Here is a 26,873-nt window from a genome sequence, read left to right as displayed (position 1 = left end):
GGAGGGCAGTTCAGAGCCGTCCTCACCAGCTCAAGGGCTTGTCTCACGCTCCGCCGGCGGTTCTCATGAATGAGAAAGCGCCGGATCATCGGGCCGTGGCGGCCCTGCCTGGTGCTTCTGTGGAGTGGTCAGGATGCTCATCGGCGCAGGTGACGTCGAGTTTGTCGGGCAGGTCGCCCGGTGATCCGGTGGTCGGGAGATAGCCCCGACCAGACAACGCCCGCTTCTGACCTCAAGGCCAAAAATGTTGACGAGAAACGCAGGAACGAACCTGCGTCCGTCGATCTCACGCATCCGGCCCATCGGATCGCTGCGACTTCCGTCGTGCGCTTCGAGACGCGCTGGGAGGAAGAGCGGCGTCTGCGGAACATCATGTCGGGTTGGCGTGCAGGGACCCCGCGGGTCTGCCGGAGTGAGGATGACCGCTTCTTTACGGAACGCGCCAGGACGCGCCGGGAGCTCATCCGGCTGCGCCTGAGTGTGGGATTCGTCTGCCATGGCGAGACCATCGGCGGAAGGTGGCGACCTGCGTTCCAGGAGACGGGTCTTCGATCCAAGCTGGGACATGTCCAACGGCGCTTCGTGCAACTGACGCCCAGGGCGTATCGGCTCCAGACCGGACGCAGCAAAGATGTCGTGACTACAAGCGACTCGAAGCTCCTGGCGCTCGATGACCCGTGGGTGGTGCTCAACCCCACATTCCGCGGGGCCTTTCGCATCGACCTCGACATGTCGTTTCCGTCCTGGGACGCGCTGCGCTACTGGCTGGAGCAGCTCCCATTGCCCTGTCTGCCCAATGCCGCCGTCGCTTATGAATGCCCGGTCACAGGCGCGATCGAGCGACCGCACCTCTGGTACCTGCTCCCCTACGGCTCCGAGGTCTGGTGGAACCGCGACGATCCCCGCTGCCGACGCGACATCATCGACCTGTTCCGCGGTGTCCATGCCGGGATCGTCAAGATACTCCTGCCGCTCGGGGCCGATCCGGGTGGCCTCGCGAACCCGATGCGCGGCAAGAACCCGCTGTCGCCGTTCTGGTCGGTTCGGACCTGGAACGAGGAGGTTTTTCTCGATTTGTCGACCTGGGCGAGCTGGGTGAATACACGCATTGACCGGACGCTCCTGGCTCGCGAGAGCGCCGCGGCAGTGTCCGGGATGGAGAAGGCGGCGAGCAACCGAGCCTTCACCCTGTTCCGCGAGTGGGTCCTCACCGCACTCAAGGAGTGGCACGAAGAAGGCGGGGCTGAGTATCAGGCCGCGCTGGCCGATCGCGACTTCATGGCCAAGACCTTGTTCAATCGCCTAATCGGGCGCGCCATCAAGGCGGTCGAGGGCAGCGCCAGACAGCTCAAGGCGATCCTCTACCGGGTGGTCGACTACGCTTCTGCGCATTGGGATCCAGCGCGACACCGCTCTCCAACACGAGATCGCGGCGTGTGTGCCGGTGCCGTCGCGGGCAAGACGCTGCGCGAACGGCAGGCGATTGGCGGACGCCACGCCGCATCCGTCGTCGCCAACAGAGTGCTGGTCGTCCTCATTGATGCGATGAGGGAGCTCCGGAAATCCGGGGAGCGGGTCACCAAGACAGCGGTCGCGCTGCGATCCGGACTCTCGCGTCCAACCGTCCACAAGCATTGGCTTCCAGCATTGGGCGCCGTGGAGGCGGAGTGTAAAACCCAGTGTATAGATAAAAAGGCAGCCCAAGCCTCGGCCATGGATGGCGCGGGAATGAGCGACAGTCCGGTCGGGCATATTCCGTGTGTAGATCGGGCGTCCGGCGCTCCGGGGCATAGCGCGACGGACGAGGTGGCTTCCTATCGTACGCCCCTTCATCTCGTCCGTCTGTGCGCACGATCCGTCGATGCTCAGGGCGCTAGTGGTCGCAACGACACGACACGCCACGGCGGCGAGGGCCAGGATTCCGAAGCCTCGGAATCATCGGCATGTCCGGGAGTGCCCCGAACGGGCCATGCACATCGACGATCGCGCTGGCCGGGAGTGCTCGATCTAGCGACGTGGCGCTCCGGCACGAATGCACGGGAGCGTCACACTGGAATTCCAATCAGGTGCTGCGCCCCAGCTCAGCAGCCTTCTTCGCTTCACGAAGTTGCTTGAGAAAGGGCGGCGGCCTCCATCCCCGCTGTGGGGCTTCCGGTACGGCGATTGTTTTGACCGCATCATCGTGAATCCCGCGAACCACTACGACAGCATCAACCTCATCCGGTGTCTCGTCGGCGTGGTCCGCATCCGCGCGCGGTGCCGCCTCAATCACCACACCTGCATTGGTTGCAGCATGAGACACCGCGACCATGTCATTCGCGCCATCCCGGTGTGCTGCCGTCGAGCCCACACCGTCTTCGCTTGCGTCTGAGTCAGCCGCGGCCTCGAGATTCCGAAGAGCACCGTTCGCATCGCCAGCCCTGATGCCCATCGGGTCCATTGCGCGAGCAATGGCGAGAGGCGCCTTGCCGTCGGCCGCTACATCGACCGCCCGCTCCAATGCCCATTCCAGGACGGGAACGATCTTGTTCCGGAGCAGCGGCTCAAGCTCGTCGAGCTTGATGGTCTCCATGCGATCAATGTCATGCAAGGCGAGATAAACGTCCTTCCACGGCCCGCTCGGCCAACTCGGACGGTCCTCATAAGCGATCCCGATGTGGTCACTCGCTTTGTTCCAGAAATTGAACCCGGTCATCCGCTCGAGCTCAATTAGAAGCCACTTGGCTTGCCACGAAACCACATCGACAAGATCACCCTTCCGGAACTTCTTGGGACCATCATCACCTGGCAAGGCCGTCATGATCTTCGCATGCACAGCGGCAAGGCGGTCGAACCATGTTTCGATGCTGATGCGATTACACTCGTTCACGAGTGCGGTGAGACCCTTGCGTCCGGGATTGTGCTTGGCGCCTTCGCTGCCAGCCTTGTCCGGCTTCGGGCGATGGGAGCGGATGATCGCCTCGACCTGAGTCCCGATCAGCGCCTCCCCGGACTCGGCGCGAGCGAACACCTCGTTGACGGCCTCGTCCGGCGCCGTCGCGAGCTTGATGAGCGAGGTCGGCTTCAAGCCGAGTGCCTCTACGACATCCTGACGGTCCCCGAAACGGGCGACGATGCGCATGTAGTTGCCGGCGGTCTTTGGCGTCATGCCGGAGCATTCCCGCGACACCCACTTCTCGAACCGGCGTGGCAGCAGTTCCCTGGCGCGCGTGAAGATCCTGCCGAGTTCGAAGACCTGGCTGGAGGACTTACGGGCAATGACCGAGTACTCCGCCTGGAGTGCGCGCAGTGCCTCCCTGTCGGCGAGCGAGAGAGCACCGTAGTCGAACGATTTGGGCTGGCGAAGAGATTTGGTCATGATGGCCCCCTGTATTTCTGAGAGCCCGTAAGGTCGTGACATTAACGACTGTTCCTGCCCTGCCAGTAAGATGCGAGCACAGTGAATCAGGCACTAATACAGGTACTGTACTGCGGTTGGTGGTCATCTATCTCACGGCCGGGGTTTCAGGACAGGGATAGATAAGAAAGTGCAAACCGGAAATAATATCCGGTTTGACGTGCTATTCGCCGACTTCCCTGCCTTACGGGGCACGGGACTGCTCCATGTCTCCGGCCATGGCTGGAGATGCCGACCTCCTGAAGGACAGGAACCAGGCAGCCCGTGGAAGGGGCGGCGTGCCGCAGGAACGCAGACACCTCACGCACCGACTCTCGGCATCACTTCGCCATCCGGCATGCCGTCCCCGCACAGATGGCCATTTGCTGGGATGGCGGGAGACACACGTGAGGGGCGAGGCAGGAACGGCCTCTCGGTCGCCCCTCTGGATGCGCGGGCGATGATCCGGTTCCGTGCCGCCTCGGGGATGTTGGCATGCTCGAGCACGCTCCCCAGAAGCCCGATCCACTCGCGGTATCTGTCCGCAGGGAACATGCCGAATGCGTCGTCCCCCGAAAAGAAGCCCAACGCCGCATGGAAGCCGAGCGCCCGGTAGACCTCGAACTGCTCCTCGCTGAAGAACTGGTCCGCCGTCGTCTCGTGCGGGAAGGCTTCGTTGCGCCTCTTGTAGTCGCAGATGAGGTCGTTCTCGTCCCCCGACGTGGACGCTTTGATGTAGATCAGCACCCCTTGCTCGCCCGGGCCGTAATCGATCCTGCCGACGCACACATGCGGGCCGCGGCACCTTTCCGTCCGGACGGGCCTGCGCCAGCCCTCGGCGGAGACGGAAAGGGCCGAGGCGCGCACGGACTCCCAAGGCAGGTCGATGCGGGTGCCGAGGTCGATGCGCGCGTGGCACTGCACGCGAACGAAGGACTGGAAGTTCATCCTGGGATCCGCCTCGGCATCGACGGCGATGATCAGCCTGCACCGCCGCTTCAGCAACTCGTAGAGGCCGAGATTGTCGAAGTGCCCGCCGTCCGTGAGGTAGACGTTGAGTGTCTCCTCGCTGAGACGGCCAGCGGTCTCCATGGCGTAGTAGAGCGGCCCGATGGAGGCGAGAATCCTGTTCCAGCCCTTCCATTTCCGCGCGTAGCGGGGGTTCGGTATCCAGTAACCCAGGCGGACGTTGAGCACCGCAAGGCTGAAGGTGAGCGGCTTGATCGTCCGGTTCCCCATGTTCGCGGAGGCCGCGGCGCCGGAGGCAGCCATCGCGGTGCCCAGGTTGATGCCGGGATCCAAGCTCTCGAGGAGGCGGGTGTCCGAGTAGCCCGTGGCCTCGCTCCCGATGAACAGGGGACTGAAGACGAAGGAGTCGGCGTTCCGTCCGCGTCGGTTCAGGTAATCGGATGCCCCGAGATTGACCGCGGTGTTGACGAGCAGGTACGGCGCGAAGCGGACATCATCCATCCAGCCGCCCTGCGGATCTTCCTTCTTCAGCGAGGAGAACGCGAACCTGTCGACGTCCGTAGGAGGCACCTTCCCGGGGACGGGCTTGGACTCGTTCTCGAGACCGGACCTGGGCTGCGGGGCAGGACAGGAGCACGACACGCTCCCGTTGCTCTTCTCGCTCGCGGCCTTTTCCAGTTCGTCCAGTTTCCAGAGGAACGCCCGGCTGAGCCGATCGCGGTAGTAGAGATGCAGTGAGCCGGCGTTCGGCCTCACGAAGAGAGACACGAACAGCAGGCACGTCCCGACGACGGCATACAGCAGCGCGATGCCATGCTCGGGCGGGACCCACTCGGCCAGCCATGTCCGCAACCACCCTGCCGACCCAATCAGCCAGTCGGGCACGCCGGGATGGTTCGGATCGGTGATGTTCGTCCGGATGCCCCAGTAGCTGAGCACGATGAAGACGAACCAGAGCATGAGCGGGACGACGGCCGCGGCAAGGTAGAGCCCGGCCCAGCTCGCCCAACGCTTGAACGTTCCCGTCCAGGTCTTGTCGCCGATGGTCGTCTGGGCAACGGCAGCCAACTTCCCGGCGGAAGCTCCGAGCACGAGCGCGGCGATCGGGGCGAGCGCGGCCCAGAAGGCCGACAGGGTCGATCCGACCCAGGTGGCGAGATCCTGCTGGACGAGATGGGCGAGCACGAAGTCCTGGAACTCGGCGAAGGCGATCACCAGCACACCGACGAACACCCACGAGAGCACGTCGGCACCCTTCTCCCTGAAGGTCAGCGTCCGCCTCCTTCTCGCGAAATGGGAGGCGATGATGGCGAACCCGAGCTGGCAGGCCATGAAGAGGCCAGCGGTGATCAGGGTGAGCTGGAAGAGTCTCAGTCCCGGGATGTCCCATCCGAGGAGGTGCAGACCCGGAAACCCGAGGTGGAGTTCGTCCGCATTGGGGTTGACCCAAATCATGACCGCGGCGAGGAGGAGCAGGATGCCGAGGAAGATCGTCGCGTTGATCAGCAATCCCCGCGAGACCGCGATGAAGCCGAGGAGGTAATCCCGCGCACCATCGGGCACGAGGTAGTTGGAGTAGTCGCGAATGTGTTGCGTCTCGATCGTCTCCTCCTGATCGAGCTTGCTCTTGAAGGGAAAGCAGCCCTGCGCCTGCATGAGGCCGCTGACGAAGGATGTCCCGGTGTATCCCCCGCCGGACACGGTCGACAGGTAGTCGATCCGGTCGAGCACCTGGGGTTCGCGGTCCTCCCGGATCGCATCGATGGCCTGGAGGACACCGAGGCAGAAGGCGGCCGACCGGATACCGCCGCCTGACAGGGCCAGTCCCGTCAGGTTATGGCCGGGCGCAGGCCGGGGCACCTTGCGCCTGCGCTCGTCCGGAAGGGACTTGGATGCCTCGCCGATGCGTTCCTCGATCTGGACCTCGACCGCTCTCCCTTCCTCGGGGGACAGGGGCAGGATCTCGTCCGGTCCATACCCCCGGTCCTTCGCCAGCCGGCCCTCCGCCACGGCATACCGCCGCTCGTTGATGACCTCGGCCTCCTTCACGAAGACGTCGTAGAATGTCTTGAAATCGCTGTACTTGGCCGTTCTTGGGAAGAGTTCGTTGAACCTCTTGGAGAGGCGGTCGTAGAACTTCGGCGAGTTGCGGTGTTCATCGGATGGCATGGCAGCGCCTCCGCGTGCTCCTGCCTGACGATACCGCCATCATGCCTGACCTGAATGTGCATGCCGGCACACCGACAGGGCTGCCGCACGGATGCGCGGCTATCCCCGCGCTCAGCCTTGGCGGGATCCCACCGACCGGCGGCCGCGGTAATTCCCGCGATTCTGTCCCCAGCATCGCTTTCCCATCGCGGGATATCGATCGTGAGCGGGAAGGGGTCGACAAGAGGATGCGCCTCGCCGATGAGGAGCGAAGCAATACATCGATCCGCTTCGGCTAGCCGCTGGCTTCGAGCCGGATGAAGGAGGCGCTGACCCGTAAGGACGGTGCAGGACGCAGGGCAGGCACCTCCACAAGGTCATGGTGGGATCGATGTCGGGCATCCAGCCGACATCCCGGACGACCCGGGTTCTGAACATCAGGCGGCCGATGCGGTGGACGATGCGCGAGCGACACGACGTCGATTGAGAAGCTCGAACGATGTTGCCCGCGTCGCATGAAGGCAAGGCTCGGCGGGCCGAGGAACGAGGGCTGGAAGAAGCTCCCGTTGGGTCCGTTGGAAACGAATAGATGTTCGACCACGAACACGGTTCCCATTCGCGAGTGGCCCATCCGGAATTTCACAAATCCGAACCTACGGGTCGCACGGGTGAGGTCGACAGCAGGCGAGTAACGGGATGTAGGAAAAACAGACATGGAACGGCTATCGGCGTGCTCGATTAGCGCCTAGGGCAGAATGGGAAGGTCCGTCTACGGACAGGTCGCGGGAGTTGATCGGACCCTCATTCCCTCAGAACTCCTGTCAGCAAGCACTCGACGTAGCACTCGCGGTGAAGCCTGAGGGAGCTTTTGAGGTTTGCCTTCCGCTGCGGCGAGACTTTCGCGAGTGCCGGATGGCGGTCCAGCAACCCCAGCGCAGGACGTAAAGGACCAACGGCGGTCGGACCAAGTAATCCTTGCACCGCTCGAAACAGGGATCTCTGATCCCGCAGCGCCGTCCCCTTGTACCGCTCGCGCAGCCATTCGTCGTAGTACCACGGGAACTCCCGCGGGATGTCCGGCCGTTCACCCCGAGAGTGAGCCAGCACGCACTTGCCAATTGCCTCGGCGAGCGGGGGCGGCACGGAGTTGGCGAGCATCTGATTCATCGCGCTCGGGCTGCCCGCGGCGGACCGGTCCCAGCCCGCGGGGAAGCCCTGGATGCGGGAGAATTGATCTGGCGTCGGCTGAACAAGATCGCTCCAGCCCGGCACATCGCCCTTCTTCGGCTTGTACTTGTTGCGACGATTGACGATTGTCTTCCCGGTAATCGTGGGGGAGGGTTCGCAAACCCGGCGGGTTCCCGTGCTTTCGCCGCCGTTCGGTTGGAACCAGTAGAGTTTCCCGCGACCATCGCCATGGTCCTCGCCGAAATCAGCGCCGAGCACATCCGCGACCGTTACTCGGTGATCGCTTCGCGCGGCGGTCAGATGCTCCCCGAGAAAGTCGTCGACCTCGCCCAGGCAGCCTACCACTATCAGACGCCGTCGGGCCGTTGCCGCGCCATAGAAGCTGGCGTCGAGGACATGTTCGGTGAGCCCGTACCCAGCATACTTGAACATCATCCTGGCGCGGGCATAGGCATCCGACACGGCCGCATCCGGGACGTTCTCCATCACGAAATACTGTGGGCGCACCGAGGTGACGATGAGCGCGAATGCAGCGGTCAGATCGGCGCGGTCACCCTCCTTGCGCTTCTGGTTGGCTGACGAGAAATCCTGGCAGGGAGGCCCGCCGATCATGAGATCCGCATGCAACTCTGTCATCTCCGGAATCACGCGAGTCAGGGCGGACAGGTCACGGACCTGCATCGTCGGGACGCCGTAGCGGAACAGCTTTGACATGAAGCTTCCCGGTGCCAAGCGAATGACATTTGCCCGATGAACCGCCAGAGCCTGCTCCGACACATCGTAGGCTTGCTCGATTCTCATGCCCGCACGGATCAGGCCGAAACCCGCTCCACCCGCGCCACAGAACAACTCGACAACCCGCATCCATACCCTCGTAGTGAACTACATTCACGACCTCCGTAGCCCACCTTGGTTTCAAGATCTTTGAGAAGTCTGAAATGTGAGACCATACCTTGCGTACAGTTCGACCATTCTCATCACGTTGCGTCATGTCGTGAATGGCTTTCACGATCGCATCGAAGGTCATGAACTTCCGCCTATCAGGTTAAGACCGTTCACGACCCGGTGCTTTACGGGGACCATGTTGAGATGTCACTGACATCAGAACGTCCCTGGGTGTCCTTGTGCTGCGGGTGCCTGAATCCCTCGTGAGCGGTATGGTCCTCGAGAGTCCGGCAAGGAGGACCAACCGTCGTCTAGGTGACTGCTGCCTGACCTTCGTCCTGTTGAGTGGTCAGACGCGATGATTGCATCAGTCGCCGCTCCGATTCGAATTGCTGTGTGTGCAGGATGGGAGTGCTGTCAGTTCAGTCTCGCCGACTGACTGGGCCGGAGAATTGTCTGGTGCTGCGGCGCGCATTGCCCATAGATCGGGACTGCGGAAATCGAATCTTCGCGGTGCGTTGCACCTCCACCGTTGCCGTGAAGAGGAAAGCAAGGACCGTGCAGTAATCCCCGCCAGACTTCATGTCAGGTCCCACGGTAGCGCGACTCATATCCCGACGACTGCGGTGCCACGGTTATCGACCTCTCCGAGGGCTGGAACCAGCAACCGCATCAAAAAGCGATCGGGACTGCGCAACCGCCGATCAAAACATCGCGCCCGCACCGCATAGAGAGGTCGTCTGGGCGCTGGTGCAGGCGGCATAGATGCGGGTGGTTGGGTTATCCACAGACTTTCTGCGGTGTTCGTTGTGGTCGCGAGTCCTTCCAGGTCCGGCCGCCGCAAGGATTCGGCCCTTGCCGAGCGCGAAAGTATTGCTGCGATTCCCTGAAGCAAACAACTCTATGCAATGCTTTAATATTCCATCGCATGACGTTCTCGTCTGGACTTATCGTCCCCTCGTTTGAAGACTGTGCGTGCCCACAACGAAGGAGATTGAGGATGGACGATCTGGACGATTTGACGGGTGAGCCTCTTGGGATCGACGGCTTCGACTGCTGGCAGCAGTGGACCGGCCTCGTGCCCGAACTGATGACCGCCGACGAGTTGGTGGCTGCACTGGTGCACGCCATTGAAGCAGGATCCTGCGATGGCGATCTCCGGGACGCCGTCACGACGACGGGCGATCAGCGCCGCGACCCCGCCCGGATCAGCGCTCGGGCGCTCTACCGGCGACTGCTCACCTGCCGCCCGGTCGATCATGCCGAGGGCATGATGATTGCCCATGCCATGGCCGGATTGCCTGTGCGGTGGCGGGACTTGCAGCCCCGCGACCCCATTCTCCGTGCCTGTCTGAATGCCGTTACCGGGGAGGTCCGGTGATGGGATCGGTGCATCACATCCGGCCGCGGCTGCGCACGACCGCTTGGGACGGTTCGCCGGGTCACTATGTGGCCGAGGCGGACGACGGAGTTCGGGTTGTCGGCCTTGGCGTCCAGCGCGTCGGAAGGCAGTGGAATTGGGAGGTGGTCAATATCATTGACGAGACTCTCAGGTCCGGGTCGGTGCGGACCATGCGCGAGGGTCGAGATCTCGCCGAGGCCGCGGCCGCGGCGATCATTGCGGCGGCCGCGTGATGAGTGACAATCCTTCACTCGATTTCATCACCGCGCTCGACCCGGATTTCTTCGCCGAGGCGGACACCCGCATTCGCGAGCACTTCGCGGAGCGGGAACGGCAGGCATCGAATCATGCCACTGCGAACCGTCTTCCGGGACAGATCGTTGCCAGCGCGAAGGTGCTGGCGACGAGAATCGCCGACCTTCCGCAAGCGGTCGCCGATCACGTCGCGGCGATGCAGGTTGACCGGCGCGGTGCTGATGTCATTCGTCGCGGATTCGGTTCATGGCGGTCCGAGATCAACGGCATCGTGACCCGGGCCGTGCTCTATGGCGATGGTCGCCAGGCCGAGACTTTCGTCATGACTGTCGACGAGGCAGTCATGGACGAGGTCGAGGGGTGGTTCGACGTGGAGCTGTGACCGAGTCCAGCTCCGGCGATTTCGTCGTGCGATGTGGAGCACTCCATCGGCAGTTCCTGAAAGGAACGCTTCTTCCGTTTTGGAAATCATCGCGCTGGTCCGGTCCGACAGGGCCCGTTACAGCTTGCGTGTAGGCACGGTCGATCCGGCTTCGGTTCTCGTCGCAAGGCTGGAATGGCGAGAGCGGGTTTCGCCTTCCGCCTCGGTTTTGGTTCCCCTCGAGGGGGAGTGTCGCCCTCCGGTGACACGTGAAGAACCAGGAGGGAGCCGTGCACGCAATCGATGACGTGCGATCCGCAGTACGGGTCCCGAGAGCCGCGCTGGATGCGATCGAGACAGGGGAGCCGTGGTACCAACCGCAAGCGTATACGCTGGCTGCTCAGAAGGATTGCGACGACGCGATTGCCTTGATCGGAAAGGAGGGACTGACCCCGGTTACGCGCGATGTCGCGGTGATGGCAATTCGACAGGCGGCCTCCATGACCCGCTACAAGGGCGAGGCGCTGACCCCTCTGCACTGGGCTTCGCGCCTGGAAGGGAAATGCAAGAGCATCGAGGAGCTGTCCACCGAGCTGGAATCCCTCAGCGGGTAGAGAGCATCCCCACCCTCAAGTGATATCATGTTGGCTCGTTTGGCATCCGTGGGCAAAGCCACCCATGGTGATGCGGCTGTGCGGGCATCCCGGGCTGATCCGAGAGGTGGTGCCCTGTCTGAGAGCGCTAATCAGCCGGAAGCCAGTCAGGGCGAGCATCCCGCGTGCTGGCAGAGCGCTCTTCGACATCCCGGCGGCTGAGCAACCATCCCCTAGGACCGATGCGAATCTCAACTCTACGATTTGGCCGAGGAAATCCCTCCAGCTCGAGTCCTACGCCCATGCCGCGGCGGCGCCGCAAAACAGCTCGATTGCACACATCTCACCCGCGCCCGAGTCGTGAATGTGCTTCACGACGGGGCTTGCGTGAATGCTCCCGCTCGTCGGTAGTGAAAGATATTCACTTCGGAAGTTTCCTTGAGCGGCGGCGGCTGCTTTATTAGCGTCGAACCACTTCGTCGATTGAACTCCCAATGCGGCGGACGGCTGGTGCGCAAGAGGGTTTGCGAACAAACTGAACCCAGCACTGAGCGCGCTGCCCGGCAGCAAAACGGACCAACCAACTGCAATTGGTCGTATCACTCACATGACACATTAACCGTCTGAGTATCACACCAAGGTCCCCCCTCCTGACGGCAGCGCTCGGACGAGTCCACGCTAAGCACACTCCTGCTTCGGGAGTGAAAGAAAGGGGTGGATCATGATCGAGCTGTTGAACGGAATGGTGGTCTTCGGTCGCGGCGACCGGACGCCTTACCCGATTATTCCCGATGGAGCGACGCTCGCGATCGGTCCTGGTCCGTGGATCATGATCGCATCTCTCACCAGGCCGCTTGCTAGCGAGGTGAAGGCGTTGCGTCGCGCCCCGCTGGATGTAGCCGTGTTGCGGGAAGGGACCACGGCGATCGTGGTGTGGCGCTTTGGACGCGATCTCTTCCTTGAGACACCGTTCCACATGGGGTTGTTGCCGACCCAGCGACGGTACGTCGATCAGCGATCTGGGACTCAGGTTCGTGCCGTCACCATCGTTGCGCAGGATCAGCGGGGCATCTGCCACGGCCTGCGGTTCACGAGCCTCACGCCGGCGGTGTCGGATGCGATCGATCAGATCATCGCGGAGCAGATTGGGGAGGCGGCATCCGTTTCGTGGTCTCGCAGAAAGCACGACAGCGAAGCGGAGGCATTCTTCCGTCGTTGGGAGGATCCGTCCCAGGCATTCGCTTTTGCGAAGAGCTGCGGAGCCATGCACTGACACTGGAACACGGACCGACGTGGGGCGAACAGCACGCTCCTTTCGGGGACGTCGCTTGGACATCCCGGACAGAGGGCGAACCCTCATTCACCATGGAGCCAGAAGGATGAGCATGACACCAGAAATGCAGGAAGTACGGAATGCCGTAGATGCAGCCCTGCGCGGCAGAGACGAGGCGGGTAAGCAGGTTCTGGCCTGCTTGCACAGGCATGGAGTGTGTCCCAGCAACAAGCGCGAGCGACAGGAGGAGCACGAGAGCCGCGTTGCGTTCCTGAGGGCATGTCTGGCCGTCCAGGTCGCGCAGGCAGCTTGGGAAGCGAGCCGTGAGACTCGGAACAGAGCCGAGAATATCGGCTCCGATGCAGTGCCGCAGATCGAGCCGCATGCCCGCGGGGTGCTGTCGTGAGGTTCGGCAGCCTGTTCTCGGGGATCGAAGCCGCGAGCGTGGCTTGGCACCCCCTCGGGTGGGAGGCGGCCTTCGTCGCGGATGTCGACCGGTTCGCCTGTGCGCACCTGGCACATCGCTTCCCGGAAGTCCCGAATCTCGGCGACGTCGCTGCCGAGGACTTCGTGGAGCGTGCACGCGCATGCGGTCCGATCGACGTGCTCGTTGGAGGAAGTCCGTGCCAAGCCTTCAGCTTTGCGGGCAAGCGCCAGTCGCTGGCGGACGACCGCGGGAACCTCACGCTCAGATTTACGGAGATTGCAGATGAGCTCGACCCCGATTTCATCGTCTGGGAAAACGTCCCGGGCGTCCTCTCGACCAAGGACAACGCCTTCGGATGTCTGCTGGCAGCCCTTGCCGGAGAGTCGAGCGGTCCTCTGGTCAGCCCAAGGCGAAAATGGCCGAACGCAGGTCACGTTGCTGGACCACGGCGAACAGTTGCATGGCGCGTTCTCGACGCTCAACATTGCGGAGTGGCACAACGACGCAAGCGCGTGTTCGTTGTCGCAAGTACTCGAAAGCGATGTGCCGGCGACGTACTCTTTGAGTACGGCAGCCCGCGCCGGGATCAAGCACCGCGCCGCCCGGCGTGGCAAGCACCTGCCGCCGCTGATCCGGGCGGTGCTGTAGCCCTTACGGGGCTCGGCATTGATGGGGAGTCGCTGCCGACCCTGCGGGCATCCAGTGGCGATTGTGGCGGCGGGAGCGAAGCTCTGATCGTGCAGGCCGCGGCCTTCTCGGCGGGCAACTCCGAGAAAGCGCGCGGGATTGGCTACACCGAAGAGGGCACTCCCCCCTTGCGCGCGGGGCAGAGCGGCTCGAATCAGGTGCCGACGGTGGTTTACGGGATCATCGATGCCGAGACCGTCGCCGAGGGTGTGCTTCCCACGATGACGGCGCGCAGGGAGGGCGGCGGCAACATGACTGCTATCGCTTACCCCGAGGTCGTTGGCACGCTCTGCGCCAGCGGGGCGGGAACGGCTCGACCCGCAGGGCAGGGCAGCGAACTCGACTTCGTGATCGCGCAAGCATCGAACGACAACCGCACGCGCTGGATCGTACGCCGCCTGACCCCGCGCGAGTGCGAGCGTCTCCAGGGCTTCCCGGACGATTGGACTCTGGTGCCGTATACGCGCGGCAAGCTTGCGGCCGACAGTCCGCGCTACAAGGCGCTTGGGAACAGCATGGCTGTCCCGGTGATGCGATGGATTGGCGAGCGCATCGCATCACTCGTTGCATCAGGGAGGATGGCACCGCCCGAACTCTACCCCGAGCACCAGGTCGCTGATCCTGCACCACAAGAGACAGATCCGGTGCCAGTTGCGCCGAGGGACGCTGGCGTTCCGTGCGAGAATCGCATGGTAATCCCGCTCCGGGAGAAGCGCCCAGCGCGGCGAATCCGTTTGGATTCGTGGCATGCTCCTCGAGGGCAGACGGCTTCTGCTGCCAACGACATTGATGGCGGTCGTGCGCTTCGGAGAACGGAGCAAACCGGGGGAAGAATCCCGCTTCGCTGATGTCGACGGGCACCAGGTTAAACGTGACCACCCATGACCGATGATTCAACGGCGTCGTTCAATGGAAGAGTTGGCACAGCGTCTGGCGCAGCGGCCTCGGACATCGTCAGTCCGCTTCGCCTAGCTCTTTGAAATCGTAAATGCTTTGTCTTGGACAAGGCTCATGCGAGCGTTGTCGTCTCACGTGGATGACGGCATCGCATTAGTTCGTTGAGGCGAGGATCCTTTCTGTGGGTCGGGATTCGCTTTGAAAGTGAGCGGTTGAATGCATTCGCCCCGACCACGTATTGATGCGCTTCAGCGCGGCACTTAAGAATCGAGCCAGGTACCTCGCTGAATGTTCAGATTGCGGAAGGTTCGCACTGGGTAAGCGCGAAGTGGGATCCGTTGAGATTACCCAATTCTGTCCGGTCCGGATGAGCGAAGAAGGCGCTGCTGACGACCGGGCGTAAGACGGGATCGCTTCAGGGCTCGAACTTCCGGTTTCGCCCAAAACGAGTTATGTTGGAGCGATGGCATCTCTCGGAATGCGCATAGTCCGCGCGAACGCGGTCCTTCGAATTATCCGCCCGGCCTCCGTGCGCGGCTGAGGCCGCACGGCCGGAGCGCCGGGTCGTTCGCCCAGAACCCACATCCCATTCCGAGTGAAACAGATGACCGACCGCCATGACGCGGACGGCCTCGACTATGCGTCGACGCTGTTCCTGCCGAAAACCGATTTCCCGATGCGTGGCCCCAAGGAGGAAGGGGAGAAGGCCCTCCTCGACCGCTGGGATGCCATGAAGCTCCATGACCGCCTGCGCGCGTCCTCTGCGGGGCGCAGGCGCTTCGTCCTACACGACGGCCCGCCCTACGCGAATGGCAACCTCCATCTGGGACACGCCCTCAACAAGGTGCTCAAGGACGTCGTGGTCCGCTCGCGGCAGATGACGGGCTGGGATGCACCCTACGTTCCCGGCTGGGACTGCCATGGCCTCCCTGTCGAGTGGAAGGTCGAGGAGTGGTTCCGGGCCGAGGGCCGCGACAAGGCCGATGTCTCGGTTCCGGAGTTCCGAGAGGCCTGCCGCCGCTACGCTGCGCACTGGGTGGGCGTGCAGGCGGAAGAGTTCCGCGCGCTCGGCGTCTCGGGCGACTTCGAGAACGCCTACACGACCATGGACTTCGCCTCCGAGGCAGCGGTCGCGGCCGAGCTGATGAAGTTCGCCGCGTCGGGCCAGCTCTACCGGGGGTCGAAGCCCGTCATGTGGTCGGTCGTCGAGCGCACCGTCCTGGCCGAGGCCGAGGTGGAGCACCTCGACGACCAGTCGGACGCGCTCTGGGTCAGGTTCCCCGTATCCGCCCGGGACGGGGACCTCGCCGGGGCGAGCGTCGTCGCCTGGACCACGACCCCGTGGACATTGCCCGGCAACCGTGCGCTGGCCTACTCGCCGCGGGCCGCATACGGCCTCTATGAGGTGACGGAAGCCCCTAAGGACAACGGGGCACGGCCCGGAGAACGCTACCTTCTGGCCGATGCGGCGGCCGAGCCGACCTTCGGGGCCGCGAGGGTCTCCGGTTATGCGCGGCTGCGCGAGGTGCCGCACGAGGAACTCGCGCAACTCGAGTGCGCGCACCCGTTGCGGGAGATGGGCTATGGCTTCCGCGTGCCGCTGCTTGCGGGCGACCACGTGACGGCGGATGCCGGGACGGGCTTCGTCCATACGGCTCCTGGACATGGCCGCGAGGACTACGACGTGTGGATGGCCAATGCCCGGCAGCTCGCCGCGCGAGGCTACGACACCTCGGTCCCGTTCACGGTGGCCGATGACGGACGGCTGACTGCCGCAGCACCCGGCTTCGAGGGGAGGGCGGTCCTTACGGAGACCGGAGACAGGGCCGATGCCGACGGGACCGTCATGGAGGCGCTCACGTCAGCGGGTATGCTGGTCGCGCGGGGACGGGTAAAGCACCAATACCCGCACTCGTGGCGATCGAAGAAGCCCGTGGTCTTTCGGAACACGCCGCAATGGTTTCTCCACCTTGACAAGGACCTCGACCGGCCCGGGGACACCCTGCGGGCGCGGGCGCTCGACGCCGTCGAGCGGACGCGCTTCCATCCGGAGGCGGGCCGGAACAGGCTCCGCGCGATGGTCGAGGCTAGGCCGGACTGGGTGCTCTCGCGCCAGCGGTGCTGGGGCGTGCCGCTCACGTTGTTCCTCCACGAGGCGACCGGAGAGGTCGTCCCCGGGCAAGGGTTCGCCCGCAACAGGGAGTATGTTGCCCGGGTTACCACCGCCTTCGAGGCCGAGGGGGCCGACGCGTGGTTCGCGGAGAATGCCCGCGAGCGGTTCCTCGGCGACCTCGTCGCCGACCCCTCCGAGTGGACCAAGGTCACGGACGTGCTCGACGTCTGGTTCGACAGCGGCTGCACCCATGCCTTCGTGCTCGAGAAGCGCCTCGGCCTGACTGGACCGGCCTCCCTCTACCTCGAGGGCTCGGACCAGCACCGCGGGTGGTTCCAGTCCTCGCTCCTCGAGAGCTGCGGCACCCGCGGTCGGGCTCCCTTCGAGGCGGTTGTGACCCATGGCTTCCTCCTCGATGAGGACGCGAGCAAGATGTCGAAGTCGAAGGGCAATGGGCTGACCGCAGCGCAGGTGGTCTCGCAGTCCTGCACCGATGTCCTCCGCCTGTGGGTGGTGTCGTCGAACTTCACGGACGACCTCCGCACGGGGCCCGACGTCCTCAAGGGCACGAGCGAGGCCTACCGGAAGCTCAGGAACACCCTGCGTTGGATGCTCGGCAATCTCGTGCACCACGATGGCACGGGCGTGCCCTACGCAAGCCTGCCTGAGCTCGAACGGTGGGTGCTGCACCGCCTGCACGAACTCGATGCGGTCGTCCGCGCGGGCTATGAGGCTTACGCCTTCCGGAAGGTGGTGGCGGCGCTGACGCATTTCATGGCGGCGGACCTCTCGGCCTTCTACTTCGATGTCCGCAAGGACGCGCTCTACTGCGATCCGGCCTCGTCGCTGCGGCGACGGGCGGCACTGCACGTGGTCGACACGGTATTCGGTTGCCTCGTGCGGTGGCTCGCGCCGATGCTGCCCTTCACGGCGGAGGAGGCCTGGCTCGCGCGGCACCCGTCAGCCGATGGCTCGGTCCATCTCGAGCAGCTCCCCGAGCTGCCTGGCGCGTGGCGTGACGATGCCTTGGCGGCGCGGTGGGCGAGCGTCCGGCGGGTCCGGTCCGTCGTGATCGGTGCACTCGAGGTCGAGCGCGCCGCCAGACGCCTCGGCTCTCCGCTCGAGGCCGCTCCGGTGGTGCGCGTGCCGGAGCGCCTACTCGAAACTCTCTCGGGTGTCGACCTGGCGGAGGTCTGCCTCACGAGCGCCTTATCGCTCCGGATAGAGGAGGCATCTGACGACTCCTTCCGCCTCGACGGGGTGGAGGGCATCGCGGTGACGGTCGAGAAGGCCAAGGGGCGGAAGTGCCTGCGCTCCTGGCGGTTCGATCCGGCGGTGGGCACTGATCCCGAATACCCTGACGTGACGCCGCGCGATGCGGCGGCACTGCGGGAATGGGCCGCTGGACGCTCTCGTCGGGCAGCCTGACGGTCTCGGCCGTAGGGCCGCGAGCAGGTCCCACGGCAACCCGGCTGACGCAATGCGAGGCACCAGCAACCAGCGTGACACCCCTCGCGCGGGTCACCGCGAAGTCCGGGACGTGCCACTCGTCCCGGTGGTGCAGGACGCGTGGCAGGCAGGTTCACGACACCACGGTGGGATCGACGTCCAGCAGGCAGCCGACCTCACGGGCGGCCTGCGTCCTGAACAGCGGGCGGCCGATGCAGCGGACGGTGCCGCGGGAAGGCGAGGCCGGAGGCCTCCTCCCGGAGGCGGGCCAGGAGGTCCGGATCATCGTCCGTGCGGACGACGGCTTGCGAGGTGATGGGCATGGATACGCTCGTCCCAGGGCGGACGGCACCGTCCGCGTGAACCGATCAGGGGCAGGGGTCCGGGAGCGTCAGCGTATGTACGAGAAACGCGCGACGACGGCGAAGCGCGGGGGGGCGCCGTCCGAGGCCAGGGTCGATGTGGGCGCGTTCAACATGATGTCGAACAATTGGAGAACGTGAGTAGAATTGTCAAGTTGTTTTTACGACGCGGTTCCGTTGGAGGCGATGGCTTGCAGTACTTCGCGAACGGGAGATCGACCCCGGTGTGCAGTGTGCAGCGTCTGGCAGCCGTGTTCGATTCAGCAACCCTGCCCGGGGTGAACTCGACGATGACCTCTTCGGTTGAGGACAAACCCGCCAGGACGGCCTGGCCCGAAGCGAGAGAGGTTTTGACGATGGCTTGGCTTTATCTCGTCGTCGCGGGGCTCCTGGAGGTCCTGTGGGCCTTCACCATGAAGCAGTCGCTGGGGTTCACGAAGCTGGTGCCGAGTCTCGTGACCCTTGTGGCGATGATCATCAGCTTCTGGCTGCTGTCGCTCTCGATGCGGGTGCTTCCGCTCGGTACCGCCTATGTCATCTGGACCGGGATCGGGGCGATCGGCGCCTTTGTCGTCGGGATCGTGGTGCTCGGCGAACCCGTCACGGCGTTGCGGGTGGGAAGCGCCGTGTTCATCCTGATCGGCCTGATCGGCCTCCAGATAGCATCGGATCACTAGGCCTGCCGGGGTGCTCGAGGAGGGCGGCGCAGAGCATGGGAATCGACCCGTCCGTCAAAGCCGCAGGGCGGATCGGACAGGTCAGGTTGCCCCGCCCATCCCGGTTGCGGGCAGGGCGTGCCACGGGCAGGATGCCCGGGGTCCAGGAGAGTGACCTTGGCACGGAAATCCGAACCTCGTCCCACGCACGAACCGCGTCCGGCCACGAAGGCCAGGACATTCGGCGAGGCGCTCGACGAGATCGGCTTCGTTCCGGCGCACGGGGCCAGTCGGATCGTTGTCCGGCAAGGCCATCCGGGCGAGCCGCTCACGCGCTGGAGGAAGCCCGCGGACCAAGGCTGAGGTGTCACCAATCCCTGGCCGGGATGGACGTCCGGACGGGCCGTCCTCCACGGCAGTCCCACGTGCCGCTGTCGAGGCACGCCGGCACGGTCACGGGTCGGCATCGTTGGTTCGGTCGTTGTTCAAGAGAGATTGCGGCTGCCCGCCCAACGCGCGAACGCGCGTGAAGACGAGCATCCGGCCAGCCTCGTAGGAGTGTCCGTCGACCTCGACCCTGCCCTTGGCGATGTACGCCGCGCGTTCGGCATGGCCGCACGGCAGGCTGGAGATCGTCAGCCGTGCCATGAGCGCGGCGTACCCATCCGGACCCAACAGGGCGAGAGGGAGGGGCCCTTGGCTTCGGGTCAGGAGGGAGGACGTATGCCGGCGATGCGCCGCGGGGAAGTCAGCGGCGGATCCCACGCCGTCGGGCCTGCAAGCCCCGTCAGAGGAAGAGCGGCAGGTAGAGCGCGCCGAGCGCCCCTGTCAGCGCCAGCACGGCAGCGATGGCGGCTCCGAGCGAGCCCTGGTCATTGTTGCGGTCCATGGCCTTCCTCGCAGGATCCGGTCGTATCGGCCGGATCTCGACCCCTTCGTCGGGAGGGTCAGGAGAAGGGCAGGTGGCCTGGGAGCATCCCCGAAACCCTTCCCCCGGTTCAGGCAGCGACCTGGCGTGCCCCGTGCGCTACGCCGCGGCGGCCAGGGCCGTCCCGGTCAGGCGCCCGAGCTCGGTCCTCGCCCCGCCAATGGCCTGGTCGCGGATCTCCGGCCCGAAGGCCAGGCGCTCCGCCCGGACGAAGGCGACGTCCGTGATGCCGATGAAGCCGAGCATCGTGCGGAGATGCGGCTCCTGCGAGTCCATGGCCTGGGCCGGGCCTTCGCTGTAGAGGCCGCCGCGGCTTTCGACCACGATGGCGCGCTTGCCCGTCACGAGGCCTTCGGGGCCGACCTCGGTGTAGCGGAAGGTCAGGCCGGCGCGCAGCACGTAGTCGAACCAGGCCTTGAGCGTCGACGGGATGCCGAAGTTGTACATCGGCGCGCCGATCACGATGACATCCGCGGCCTTGAGTTCGCTGATGAGTTCGTTCGACAGCGCCTGTGCGGCCGCCTGCTCCCGGTTGACCGGGTCGGCGCCGCGCAGGGTGGTGGCGGACGCCGGGGTCAGGTGCGGGATCGGATCGGTGCCGAGATCGCGCGTCACGACGCGAAGGCCGGGATCCTGCGCGCGCAGGTCGGCCACGGCCTGCTCGACCAGTTGCCGGGACACGGATGCCGCGCCGCTGGCGCTGCTGTTGAGGACGAGAACGGTGGACATGAAATCCCTCCAGGGGCGGGTTGCGTTGCCGATGGAGGGAAAGTAACGGTTCGCGGGGCCGACATAATCCCCCGAGTTTCGAACACATTGTTCGATATCAGGAAACATCCGGCAAGGGCCTCCCGCCGCCATCGCGTCCCTGAACCGGGGCGACCAAGCCGCCGACCGGCGGCTCACACGGAACGGACCCTAGGGACGGCGATCATCCGCTTCCGGGAGGAAGCACGGGGGCCGCAGGGACTTGCCGGGGCAAGATGGGGCCAGCCCGCCGAGCGCGGTCTCAGGCGCCTGCCTCGAGCGTGAACCCGGCCTTGAGCACGACCTGGAAGTGACGAACCTCGCCATTCTCGACATGGCCGCGGGTCTGGATGACCTCGAACCAGCGCAGGTTCCTGAGCGTCTGGTCCGCCCGTTTGATGGCCGTCCGGATGGCATCCTCGATGCTGTCGGTCGAGGAGCCCACGAGTTCAACCACCTTGTAGACATGATCGTCCATCGGACGCTCCGGCTGGCTTTGCCCGGCGGGATCTAGCGCGCCGCATCCGGACGTCGACCGGACGGGCCGCAGATGGCTCGCGTCAGTGCAGGAACACAAGCCAGCCGACCAGGGCCAGGGGCGCAACGATGCCAAAGGCAAACGATGCAATGCGGGCGATCATGACAGGCCACCTCATCGCACGCGATGGGTTCATCACGTGCAGGGCGTTCATTACGGGGCAGGGCGCCGGCCTGCGGTACGGTCCCGCACGAGGCCGCGCGGAACCTCGCGTCCCGGGGTCAGGTCCGGCCGCGCGCGATCCGCGTGCCGGCGGCCTTCGGCACGCCCCAGCGCGGGAGGAGCCGCGCCGGAACACGGTACGTGCCGGGGCCGCTCACGAAGTAGAACAGCAGGCCGCCGATGATCGCGACGTTCTTGAAGAACTGGGTCTGCTGGGTCTGCTGCGCGGCCTCCGGAAACGCCCAGAAGCTGTGGCCGATCAGGGTCGCGACCACCGTGAAGGCGATCAGCAGCAACGCCGTGAGGCGCGGGACCACGCCGAGCACCAGGGCAACCGGGCCGATGATCTCGGCGGCGACGCCAAGGGCGGCCAGAAGCTCCGGGAAGGGCACGCCCTTTCCGGCCAGCGAGGCCGCGAAGCCGGACAGGCCGAACAGCTTGCCGATGCCGGCGGGGAGGAAGAGGGCGGCGACGGCCAGGCGCGCGACGAGCAGCGCCACATCATTGGTGCGAGCGATCATGGAGTTCTCCGCCATGGGTGATGGTCGTGGGAAGTCCCTGAAGGACGGGCCGTCTCGAGGAGCGGCCCGTAGTTTCCAGGAAGGAACCTTGGAGTGTCGTCACAGGGCAGGGTCGCCGACGACGCGAGGAGTTATGATCCCGCCGACCCGCCGAAACCACCGGCATCCGCCTGTTGCGGCGCAATCCGGAGATTGCACGGGCGCACATCACGGGTCCGTCAGGCGCGCCACGCGCGGGGCGGATCGCCGTTCCAGGCCCGGGTCAGCAGATCGCGCAGCCCGTCTTCCTCGATCGGGCGGGGGTTCCAGTAGGGAGCCGCCATCGCGGCGCTGACAGCCTGCCCGATCCCGTCCGCCGGCATGCCGATGTCCCGCAACGCCCGCTTGGCCCCGAGGCGTCCGGCCAGTTCGTACAGGCCCTGCGCGGCATCCGTCGTCCCCAGGATCCGCGCGACGCGCTCCATGGCGTCGGGTGCGGCCGACGCGTTGTAGGCGACGGCGTGGGGCAGGACGATGGTGTGGGTCTCCGCATGCGGCAGATCGAAGGCCCCGCCGAGCGCGTGACAGAGCTTGTGGTGCAGCGCCATCCCGACCGCGCCGAGGCAGGTGCCGCACAGCCAGGCTCCGTAAAGGGCACCGGCCCGCGCCTCGCGATCCTGCGGGTCGGCGGCGATCCCCGGCAACGCCCGGGCGAGGCTTCGGATGCCTTCCTCGGCCACCAGCGAGGTGACCGGGTTGCGGTCCTTGGAGTACAGCGCCTCGACCGCGTGGGCCATGGCGTTCATCCCGGACGTCGCGGCGACGGACGGTGGCAGGCCTAGGGTGAGGTCGACATCGTAGAGGACGACCTCCGGCATCACCTTCGGTGTCCGCTGCGTCGTCTTCACGCCGTCCCGGGTCTCGCCCAGGATCGGCGTCATCTCCGATCCGGCATAGGTGGTCGGCAGGACGATCTGCGGCAGGTCGGTGCGCAGCGCGATGGCCTTGCCGAGCCCCGTCGTCGAGCCGCCGCCGACGGCCACGACCGCGTCGGCGGCAAGCTCCCCGACCACTTGCAGCGCCTTCTCGGTGGCCTCGACGGGCGTGTGCATGACCGCCCCGGCATGGACTCCGACGGCGAGATCACCCAGTGAGGCGGCAACCTCGCGCGCCTGCGCCTCGCCGCGGCCCGGCGTGGAGAGGACGAGAGCCCGGCGCACGCCGAGGCGCTCGGCCTCGGCCCCGAGCCGGGCGACGGTGCCCGCGCCGAACACCACGCGGGTCGGAAGGGCCTCGTAGACGAAGGGTTGCATGGCTCGCTCCTTCAGGATCGGTCCGGATGGCGATCAGGCCGCGCGGGTCCGGAACCGCTCCAGCGGCAGGTTCCGGTCCCAGTAGGGATCCCGGCCGAGGGCCTTCGACAGGTGATCGAGGAAGGCGCGGACCTTGAGGACGTCGACGCGGCCGGGCGGCATCACGGCGAAGAAGGCCGGCTCGACCACCGACCAGTCGCACAGCACGGGCTTCAGCGTGCCGGCCCGCAGCGCCTCATGGGCGATGAAGGTGGGGGACAGGATGATGCCGTGGCCGTCGATGGCGGCCTGCATCAGGACCTCGCCGTTGTTGCCGCGCAGCCGGCCACCGACGCGGACATCCTCGCGCACGCCGCCCCGCTCGAAGCTCCACGTCCCGTGCCGGGCGAGATAGTCGTAGACGAGGCAATCGTGACGTTCGAGCTCGTGCGGGTGCTCCGGCTCGCCCCGGCGCTCCAGATAGGCCGGTGACGCGCAGACCACCATGCGGGCGGGCGCCAGGTGTCTCGCGACCAGCGTCGAGTCGTCGAGGCGGCGGATGCGGATCGCGATGTCGTAGCCCTCCTCGACCACGTTCACGACGCGGTCGTCCAGCGTCAGCTCGACCTCCACGTCCGGGCACTGCTTGAGGAAGTCGCTCACGATGCGTCCGAGGTGGAGGACGCCGAACGACATCGGCGCATTCACGCGCAGCGTGCCGCGTGGGCTGGCGGTCGAGGCCCGGATGTCCTGCTCCGCGGTCTCCAGCAGCCCGAACAGGGTCGTCGCCGTCGCATTCAGGGTGCGGCCCGCCTCGGTCAGACTGAGCTGGCGGGTGGTGCGGTTGAGCAGCTTGACCCCGAGCTCCGCCTCCAGGTCGGCGATGTGCTTGCTCGCCATGCCGCGCGAGATCCCGAGCTTGTCGGCCGCCCGCGCGAAGCTCCCGAGCGCAGCGATCGTGGCGAACGTCTTCAAGGCGATCAGGTCGCGGATCACGGGATCCTCCGGTCGAGAAGGGCAGGGGCACACCCGGCCTCTCCGGCGGCTGGGTGCAGCAGGACCTCATATGGTGTCGTCATTGTTCAATGATGAAGGATAGACAGTTCAAAACTGGGCTGATTGTTCAAACGTGGCAAGCCGAGCATCTCCTGCACGAAGAGGCGTACGCCACCCGTGAGCCTCCGTAGGAGATCCTGACATGCGATTCCCCAGCGTTCCGAAGACCCTCGACGCCCTGCTGCCGATGGGACTCGGCATCGCACCGGCCGAGGCGGCCCTGCCGGCCGAGAGCCTGCTCACGCCGGACGACCGATGACGATGACCATGCGCTCGAACGTTCCAACGGTGGCCGCGCTGCTGCTCGGATACGCGCTCATGCAGGCGGGCAATACCCTTCAGGGGACCCTGCTGGGTGTCCGTGGCTCCCTCGAGAACTTCACGTCCGCCCAGGTCGGGGCCGTCGGTGCGGCCTTCTGGATCGGCGTCGTGCTGGGATCGCTCCGGGCCGGCTGGTTCATCATGCGCGTCGGGCACGCCCGCGCCTTTGCGGCGTTGGCGGCGGTTGCGTCCACGGTGCCGCTCCTGCATCTCCTGGTGGTCGATCCGCTGGCGTGGATGGTCGCCCGGGCGATCACCGGCTTCTGCTTTGCCGGCCTGTTCATGGTGGTGGAGAGCTGGCTCAGCGCGACCGCCACACCCGGGACGCGGGGGCGGACCTGTAGCCTCTATGGCATGACCGGATTGGTCGCCGGGGTGAGTGGGCAGATGCTCCTGCCGCTCGGCGACCCGTCGGGTTTCGGGCTGTTCGGTGTCGTGGCCGTGATCATCGGAATGGCCCTGGTGCCGACGGCCCTGACGCGGACAGGGCCGCCGGGCCGCGCCGCAGGCGGGACGAGGATCGATCTCAAGGGCCTGCATGCCTCGTCGCCCTTCGGCGTGCTGGCGGCCGTCCTGTGCGGCATCACCACGGGCTCGTTCTACGCGCTTGGCCCCGTGTTCGCGCGGGCGCACGGGCTGGATGCATCCGGCATCGCGATCTTCATGGCCTGCGGCACCCTTGGCGGCTTCGCCATGATCTGGCCCCTCGGCTGGCTCTCCGACCGCATCGACCGACGCGTCGTGATCATCGGAATGGCATCCATCGCGGCCACCATCCTGTTCGGCTTCGCGATCCTCGTCCCGGAGCGTCCGGCGGCGTGGGTGGTCTACCTGTGCGTGGCGATCCTCGGCGGCAGTGTCATCCCCACCTATTCCATTGTCGCCGCCCATGTGAACGACACGGTCAGGTCCGGCGGGTTCGTGGCGGCGTCCGGAGGGCTCCTGATCCTCCATGGCGCGGGATCGGCCCTCGGCCCGGTGGCGTCCGGCCTGGCGATGGGCCTGTTCGGCACGCCGGGCCTGATCTACACGATCATCGCGGCGCAGGCCGCGATGGCGCTGTGGGGCACCTACCGGATCAGGTGCCGGCCAGCGCCGCTCGAGGGCGGCAAGGCGGTGTTCCGGCCCGCACCGGTGGTTCCCGTCGGGACGGGTCTGGCGGCAGGCTATCGTGCTCCACGACGGCCACCGGTCGCCGATGCAGCGTTCCACCAGCCGGGCGCCGGATCCAGGATCGCTCCGGCTTGCCGCACCTGAGCGGCTGCCGGTGTTCGAAACGAGCAAGACAAGAGGCCCGGGCTGTCTGCCTGGGCCTTTCCATGCCGCGGGTCGCTTATGGCTGGGGTCCTCCGGCTCCATCCCGGGCGTAGCCGCCATTGCGGATCTGGTCGGGCGGCAGGTTCACGGGGCCGGCGTGATCGGGAAGGATGAACGGCCCGACCATGCGCCACTTCCGGAAGGGCAGGACACGGGCGACGTTGAACCCGCCGCCCAAATCGGCCGGCCGCGCATCGATGACCAAGCCAGGCATGTCAGCCTCCCGGGGCCGGAATCGTCACACCAGGACGTCCAACGTGTCCTTCGCGTGCTGGGAAGGACGCTCGACGGCCGGAAGCGAGGTTCCATCCCCGGCCTGCCCGGTGCGGACGGCTGCACCCGCCGACCTCGGCCAGACCAGAGACGACCTCGCTCTCTCGGAACTGGCAGGCGGGGTTCGTGCTTCCTCAGGACAATGGCTCGGCGGCCGGCACCCTGCTGCGTTCCTCCGGAAGCGGGATGAACTCGGCATCGTCATTCGGCGGCAGCGGAATGCGACCGGCCTTCCAATCGGCCTTCGCCTGCTCGATGCGCTCCTTGCGGGACGACACGAAATTCCACCAGATGAAGCGCTCCCCAGCAGGCTCGCCACCGAGGAGCACCCAGGCCACCATCCCGTTTCCATCCAACCAGCGGAAGCCGGAAGTGATCCCTGCCAAGCCTCGATGTCGACGTGGCTGGTTTCGCTGCCGGCCAGCAACGCCACCAGCGTGATGGATGCCATCCCGACAGATGACGCCGACCCGGAAGCCACGTCGTCCTTCACGGTCCCGTGGAGGAGCGGGAGCAGCGCCGGACTCCCGACGCAGCCCCGTCCGCCGCCCTAATGATTCGTTCTTCGCCGGGAATCATGCTCTTCGGCCCGTCGGATGCTTTCGGTGCCGGAATGCGCGGCGAGCCCATCCTTGAACTCGGCCATGGCGGAGCTTGCTGCTTCGCGGATCACTTCCGCTACCGCCTCGAGGGCCGGG

The 26,873-nt window shown here is 65.6% G+C and carries 24 protein-coding genes and 1 pseudogene; 13 read left to right on the top strand and 12 right to left on the bottom strand.

The genetic code is table 11. The features are described from left to right. Positions 1–180 precede the first annotated feature (180 nt). Positions 181–2,115: a hypothetical protein gene (locus BN1233_RS48445; protein ID WP_063776604.1), complete on the top strand. Its 1,935-nt coding sequence runs from the start codon at positions 181–183 to the stop codon at positions 2,113–2,115. Here the strand turns inward: BN1233_RS48445 and BN1233_RS18695 are convergent. Then, the gene (locus tag BN1233_RS18695; RefSeq protein ID WP_046865133.1) at positions 2,063–3,358 is read right to left on the bottom strand and encodes a hypothetical protein; all 1,296 of its coding nucleotides are present in this window, start codon (positions 3,356–3,358) and stop codon (positions 2,063–2,065) included. The genes BN1233_RS48445 and BN1233_RS18695 overlap by 53 nt on opposite strands. 339 nt (positions 3,359–3,697) lie before the next feature. Further along, the gene (locus BN1233_RS18690; protein WP_046865132.1) at positions 3,698–6,514 is read right to left on the bottom strand and encodes a patatin-like phospholipase family protein; all 2,817 of its coding nucleotides are present in this window, start codon (positions 6,512–6,514) and stop codon (positions 3,698–3,700) included. Positions 6,515–6,555: 41 nt separating this feature from the next. Between BN1233_RS18690 and BN1233_RS18685 the strand changes: the two genes are divergently transcribed. Further along, positions 6,556–6,792 carry a hypothetical protein gene (locus BN1233_RS18685; protein ID WP_147707382.1) on the top strand — a complete coding sequence of 79 codons (237 nt, stop codon included), beginning with the start codon at positions 6,556–6,558 and terminating at the stop codon, positions 6,790–6,792. Between the two features lie 502 nt (positions 6,793–7,294). On the opposite strand, the gene BN1233_RS18675 is transcribed toward BN1233_RS18685, so the two are convergent. Further along, a complete protein-coding gene (locus BN1233_RS18675) occupies positions 7,295–8,545 on the bottom strand; it encodes a DNA cytosine methyltransferase (protein ID WP_048707446.1) in 1,251 nt (416 codons plus the stop codon). A 1,021-nt stretch (positions 8,546–9,566) separates the two neighbouring features. Here BN1233_RS18675 and BN1233_RS18670 point away from each other — a divergent pair. The 8 genes from BN1233_RS18670 to ileS all read left to right on the top strand — a co-directional run bounded on the left by BN1233_RS18670 (position 9,567) and on the right by ileS (position 18,002). Further along, positions 9,567–9,947 carry a hypothetical protein gene (locus BN1233_RS18670; RefSeq protein ID WP_046865129.1) on the top strand — a complete coding sequence of 127 codons (381 nt, stop codon included), beginning with the start codon at positions 9,567–9,569 and terminating at the stop codon, positions 9,945–9,947. Beyond that, positions 9,947–10,201, top strand: coding sequence for a hypothetical protein (locus BN1233_RS18665; protein WP_046865128.1), 255 nt, complete (start codon positions 9,947–9,949; stop codon positions 10,199–10,201). The genes BN1233_RS18670 and BN1233_RS18665 overlap by 1 nt, the downstream gene beginning before the upstream one ends. Further along, entirely contained in the window at positions 10,201–10,605 is a 405-nt protein-coding gene (locus BN1233_RS18660; protein ID WP_046865127.1) for a hypothetical protein, read from the top strand. The genes BN1233_RS18665 and BN1233_RS18660 overlap by 1 nt, the downstream gene beginning before the upstream one ends. Positions 10,606–10,874: 269 nt before the next feature. After that, on the top strand, positions 10,875–11,198 hold the full coding sequence (locus BN1233_RS18655; protein WP_147707381.1) for a hypothetical protein: 324 nt from the start codon (positions 10,875–10,877) through the stop codon (positions 11,196–11,198). Positions 11,199–11,898: 700 nt separating this feature from the next. Beyond that, a complete protein-coding gene (locus tag BN1233_RS18645) occupies positions 11,899–12,450 on the top strand; it encodes a hypothetical protein (RefSeq protein WP_046865124.1) in 552 nt (183 codons plus the stop codon). Positions 12,451–12,556: 106 nt separating this feature from the next. Then, positions 12,557–12,856, top strand: a complete 300-nt coding sequence (locus BN1233_RS18640; protein ID WP_048707450.1) for a hypothetical protein — start codon at positions 12,557–12,559, stop codon at positions 12,854–12,856. Next, positions 12,853–14,412 (top strand): DNA cytosine methyltransferase, encoded by a 1,560-nt coding sequence (locus BN1233_RS46015; RefSeq protein WP_048707451.1) that lies wholly within the window; start codon positions 12,853–12,855, stop codon positions 14,410–14,412. The genes BN1233_RS18640 and BN1233_RS46015 overlap by 4 nt, the downstream gene beginning before the upstream one ends. Before the next feature lie 653 nt (positions 14,413–15,065). Next, positions 15,066–18,002 (top strand): isoleucine--tRNA ligase, encoded by a 2,937-nt coding sequence (gene ileS / locus BN1233_RS18630; RefSeq protein WP_046865122.1) that lies wholly within the window; start codon positions 15,066–15,068, stop codon positions 18,000–18,002. Positions 18,003–18,199: 197 nt separating this feature from the next. On the opposite strand, the gene BN1233_RS47080 is transcribed toward ileS, so the two are convergent. Continuing rightward, a complete protein-coding gene (locus tag BN1233_RS47080; protein ID WP_154678275.1) occupies positions 18,200–18,346 on the bottom strand; it encodes a hypothetical protein in 147 nt (48 codons plus the stop codon). A 395-nt stretch (positions 18,347–18,741) separates the two neighbouring features. Here BN1233_RS47080 and BN1233_RS18620 point away from each other — a divergent pair, with 395 nt between their 5' ends. Continuing rightward, on the top strand, positions 18,742–19,062 hold the full coding sequence (locus BN1233_RS18620) for a DMT family transporter (RefSeq protein ID WP_046865444.1): 321 nt from the start codon (positions 18,742–18,744) through the stop codon (positions 19,060–19,062). A gap of 156 nt (positions 19,063–19,218) precedes the next feature. After that, positions 19,219–19,404, top strand: a complete 186-nt coding sequence (locus BN1233_RS18615) for a hypothetical protein (RefSeq protein WP_046865120.1) — start codon at positions 19,219–19,221, stop codon at positions 19,402–19,404. Between the two features lie 90 nt (positions 19,405–19,494). Here BN1233_RS18615 and BN1233_RS18610 read toward each other — a convergent pair whose 3' ends face one another. The 6 genes from BN1233_RS18610 to BN1233_RS18585 form a co-directional block, all read right to left on the bottom strand. Beyond that, positions 19,495–19,689 (bottom strand): hypothetical protein, encoded by a 195-nt coding sequence (locus BN1233_RS18610; protein WP_046865119.1) that lies wholly within the window; start codon positions 19,687–19,689, stop codon positions 19,495–19,497. A gap of 379 nt (positions 19,690–20,068) precedes the next feature. Next, positions 20,069–20,698 (bottom strand): FMN-dependent NADH-azoreductase, encoded by a 630-nt coding sequence (locus tag BN1233_RS18605; protein ID WP_046865443.1) that lies wholly within the window; start codon positions 20,696–20,698, stop codon positions 20,069–20,071. A gap of 280 nt (positions 20,699–20,978) precedes the next feature. After that, positions 20,979–21,194, bottom strand: coding sequence for a dodecin (locus BN1233_RS18600; protein WP_046865118.1), 216 nt, complete (start codon positions 21,192–21,194; stop codon positions 20,979–20,981). 281 nt (positions 21,195–21,475) lie between these two features. Further along, positions 21,476–21,937 (bottom strand): DoxX family protein, encoded by a 462-nt coding sequence (locus BN1233_RS18595; protein ID WP_063776605.1) that lies wholly within the window; start codon positions 21,935–21,937, stop codon positions 21,476–21,478. A gap of 218 nt (positions 21,938–22,155) precedes the next feature. Further along, positions 22,156–23,229: a maleylacetate reductase gene (locus BN1233_RS18590; protein ID WP_046865117.1), complete on the bottom strand. Its 1,074-nt coding sequence runs from the start codon at positions 23,227–23,229 to the stop codon at positions 22,156–22,158. 33 nt (positions 23,230–23,262) lie between these two features. Beyond that, a complete protein-coding gene (locus BN1233_RS18585; protein ID WP_197094510.1) occupies positions 23,263–24,204 on the bottom strand; it encodes a LysR family transcriptional regulator in 942 nt (313 codons plus the stop codon). A gap of 315 nt (positions 24,205–24,519) precedes the next feature. On the opposite strand from BN1233_RS18585, the gene BN1233_RS18580 reads away from it, so the two are divergent. Beyond that, a complete protein-coding gene (locus BN1233_RS18580) occupies positions 24,520–25,842 on the top strand; it encodes an MFS transporter (RefSeq protein ID WP_063776606.1) in 1,323 nt (440 codons plus the stop codon). A 76-nt stretch (positions 25,843–25,918) separates the two neighbouring features. Here the strand turns inward: BN1233_RS18580 and BN1233_RS18575 are convergent, their stop codons facing one another. After that, a complete protein-coding gene (locus BN1233_RS18575) occupies positions 25,919–26,116 on the bottom strand; it encodes a hypothetical protein (RefSeq protein ID WP_046865116.1) in 198 nt (65 codons plus the stop codon). 193 nt (positions 26,117–26,309) lie between these two features. Then, positions 26,310–26,519 (bottom strand): annotated as a pseudogene (locus tag BN1233_RS18570) (pirin-like C-terminal cupin domain-containing protein); the annotation flags it as partial. Positions 26,520–26,873 lie beyond the last annotated feature (354 nt).

This window comes from Microvirga massiliensis (assembly GCF_001006805.1).
GTDB classification, from domain to species: domain Bacteria; phylum Pseudomonadota; class Alphaproteobacteria; order Rhizobiales; family Beijerinckiaceae; genus Microvirga; species Microvirga massiliensis.
The sequence above is the reverse complement of the archived record's forward strand: the minus strand, read 5'-3'. Positions and strand labels throughout refer to the sequence as shown.

Excerpts from the sequence above, each read along its gene's own strand:
- BN1233_RS18575 (WP_046865116.1), bottom strand. The coding sequence starts at position 26,116 with ATGCCTGGCTTGGTCATCGATGCGCGGCCGGCCGATTTGGGCGGCGGG.
- BN1233_RS18670 (WP_046865129.1), top strand. The coding sequence starts at position 9,567 with ATGGACGATCTGGACGATTTGACGGGTGAGCCTCTTGGGATCGACGGC.
- BN1233_RS18620 (WP_046865444.1), top strand. The coding sequence starts at position 18,742 with ATGGCTTGGCTTTATCTCGTCGTCGCGGGGCTCCTGGAGGTCCTGTGG.
- BN1233_RS18645 (WP_046865124.1), top strand. The coding sequence starts at position 11,899 with ATGATCGAGCTGTTGAACGGAATGGTGGTCTTCGGTCGCGGCGACCGG.
- BN1233_RS18590 (WP_046865117.1), bottom strand. The coding sequence starts at position 23,229 with ATGCAACCCTTCGTCTACGAGGCCCTTCCGACCCGCGTGGTGTTCGGC.
- BN1233_RS18695 (WP_046865133.1), bottom strand. The coding sequence starts at position 3,358 with ATGACCAAATCTCTTCGCCAGCCCAAATCGTTCGACTACGGTGCTCTC.
- BN1233_RS47080 (WP_154678275.1), bottom strand. The coding sequence starts at position 18,346 with ATGCCCATCACCTCGCAAGCCGTCGTCCGCACGGACGATGATCCGGAC.
- BN1233_RS18600 (WP_046865118.1), bottom strand. The coding sequence starts at position 21,194 with ATGGACGATCATGTCTACAAGGTGGTTGAACTCGTGGGCTCCTCGACC.
- ileS (WP_046865122.1), top strand. The coding sequence starts at position 15,066 with ATGACCGACCGCCATGACGCGGACGGCCTCGACTATGCGTCGACGCTG.
- BN1233_RS18685 (WP_147707382.1), top strand. The coding sequence starts at position 6,556 with ATGCCTGACCTGAATGTGCATGCCGGCACACCGACAGGGCTGCCGCAC.
- BN1233_RS18690 (WP_046865132.1), bottom strand. The coding sequence starts at position 6,514 with ATGCCATCCGATGAACACCGCAACTCGCCGAAGTTCTACGACCGCCTC.
- BN1233_RS18665 (WP_046865128.1), top strand. The coding sequence starts at position 9,947 with ATGGGATCGGTGCATCACATCCGGCCGCGGCTGCGCACGACCGCTTGG.
- BN1233_RS18605 (WP_046865443.1), bottom strand. The coding sequence starts at position 20,698 with ATGTCCACCGTTCTCGTCCTCAACAGCAGCGCCAGCGGCGCGGCATCC.
- BN1233_RS18640 (WP_048707450.1), top strand. The coding sequence starts at position 12,557 with ATGAGCATGACACCAGAAATGCAGGAAGTACGGAATGCCGTAGATGCA.
- BN1233_RS18610 (WP_046865119.1), bottom strand. The coding sequence starts at position 19,689 with ATGGCACGGCTGACGATCTCCAGCCTGCCGTGCGGCCATGCCGAACGC.
- BN1233_RS18675 (WP_048707446.1), bottom strand. The coding sequence starts at position 8,545 with ATGCGGGTTGTCGAGTTGTTCTGTGGCGCGGGTGGAGCGGGTTTCGGC.
- BN1233_RS18580 (WP_063776606.1), top strand. The coding sequence starts at position 24,520 with ATGACGATGACCATGCGCTCGAACGTTCCAACGGTGGCCGCGCTGCTG.
- BN1233_RS18595 (WP_063776605.1), bottom strand. The coding sequence starts at position 21,937 with ATGATCGCTCGCACCAATGATGTGGCGCTGCTCGTCGCGCGCCTGGCC.
- BN1233_RS18660 (WP_046865127.1), top strand. The coding sequence starts at position 10,201 with ATGAGTGACAATCCTTCACTCGATTTCATCACCGCGCTCGACCCGGAT.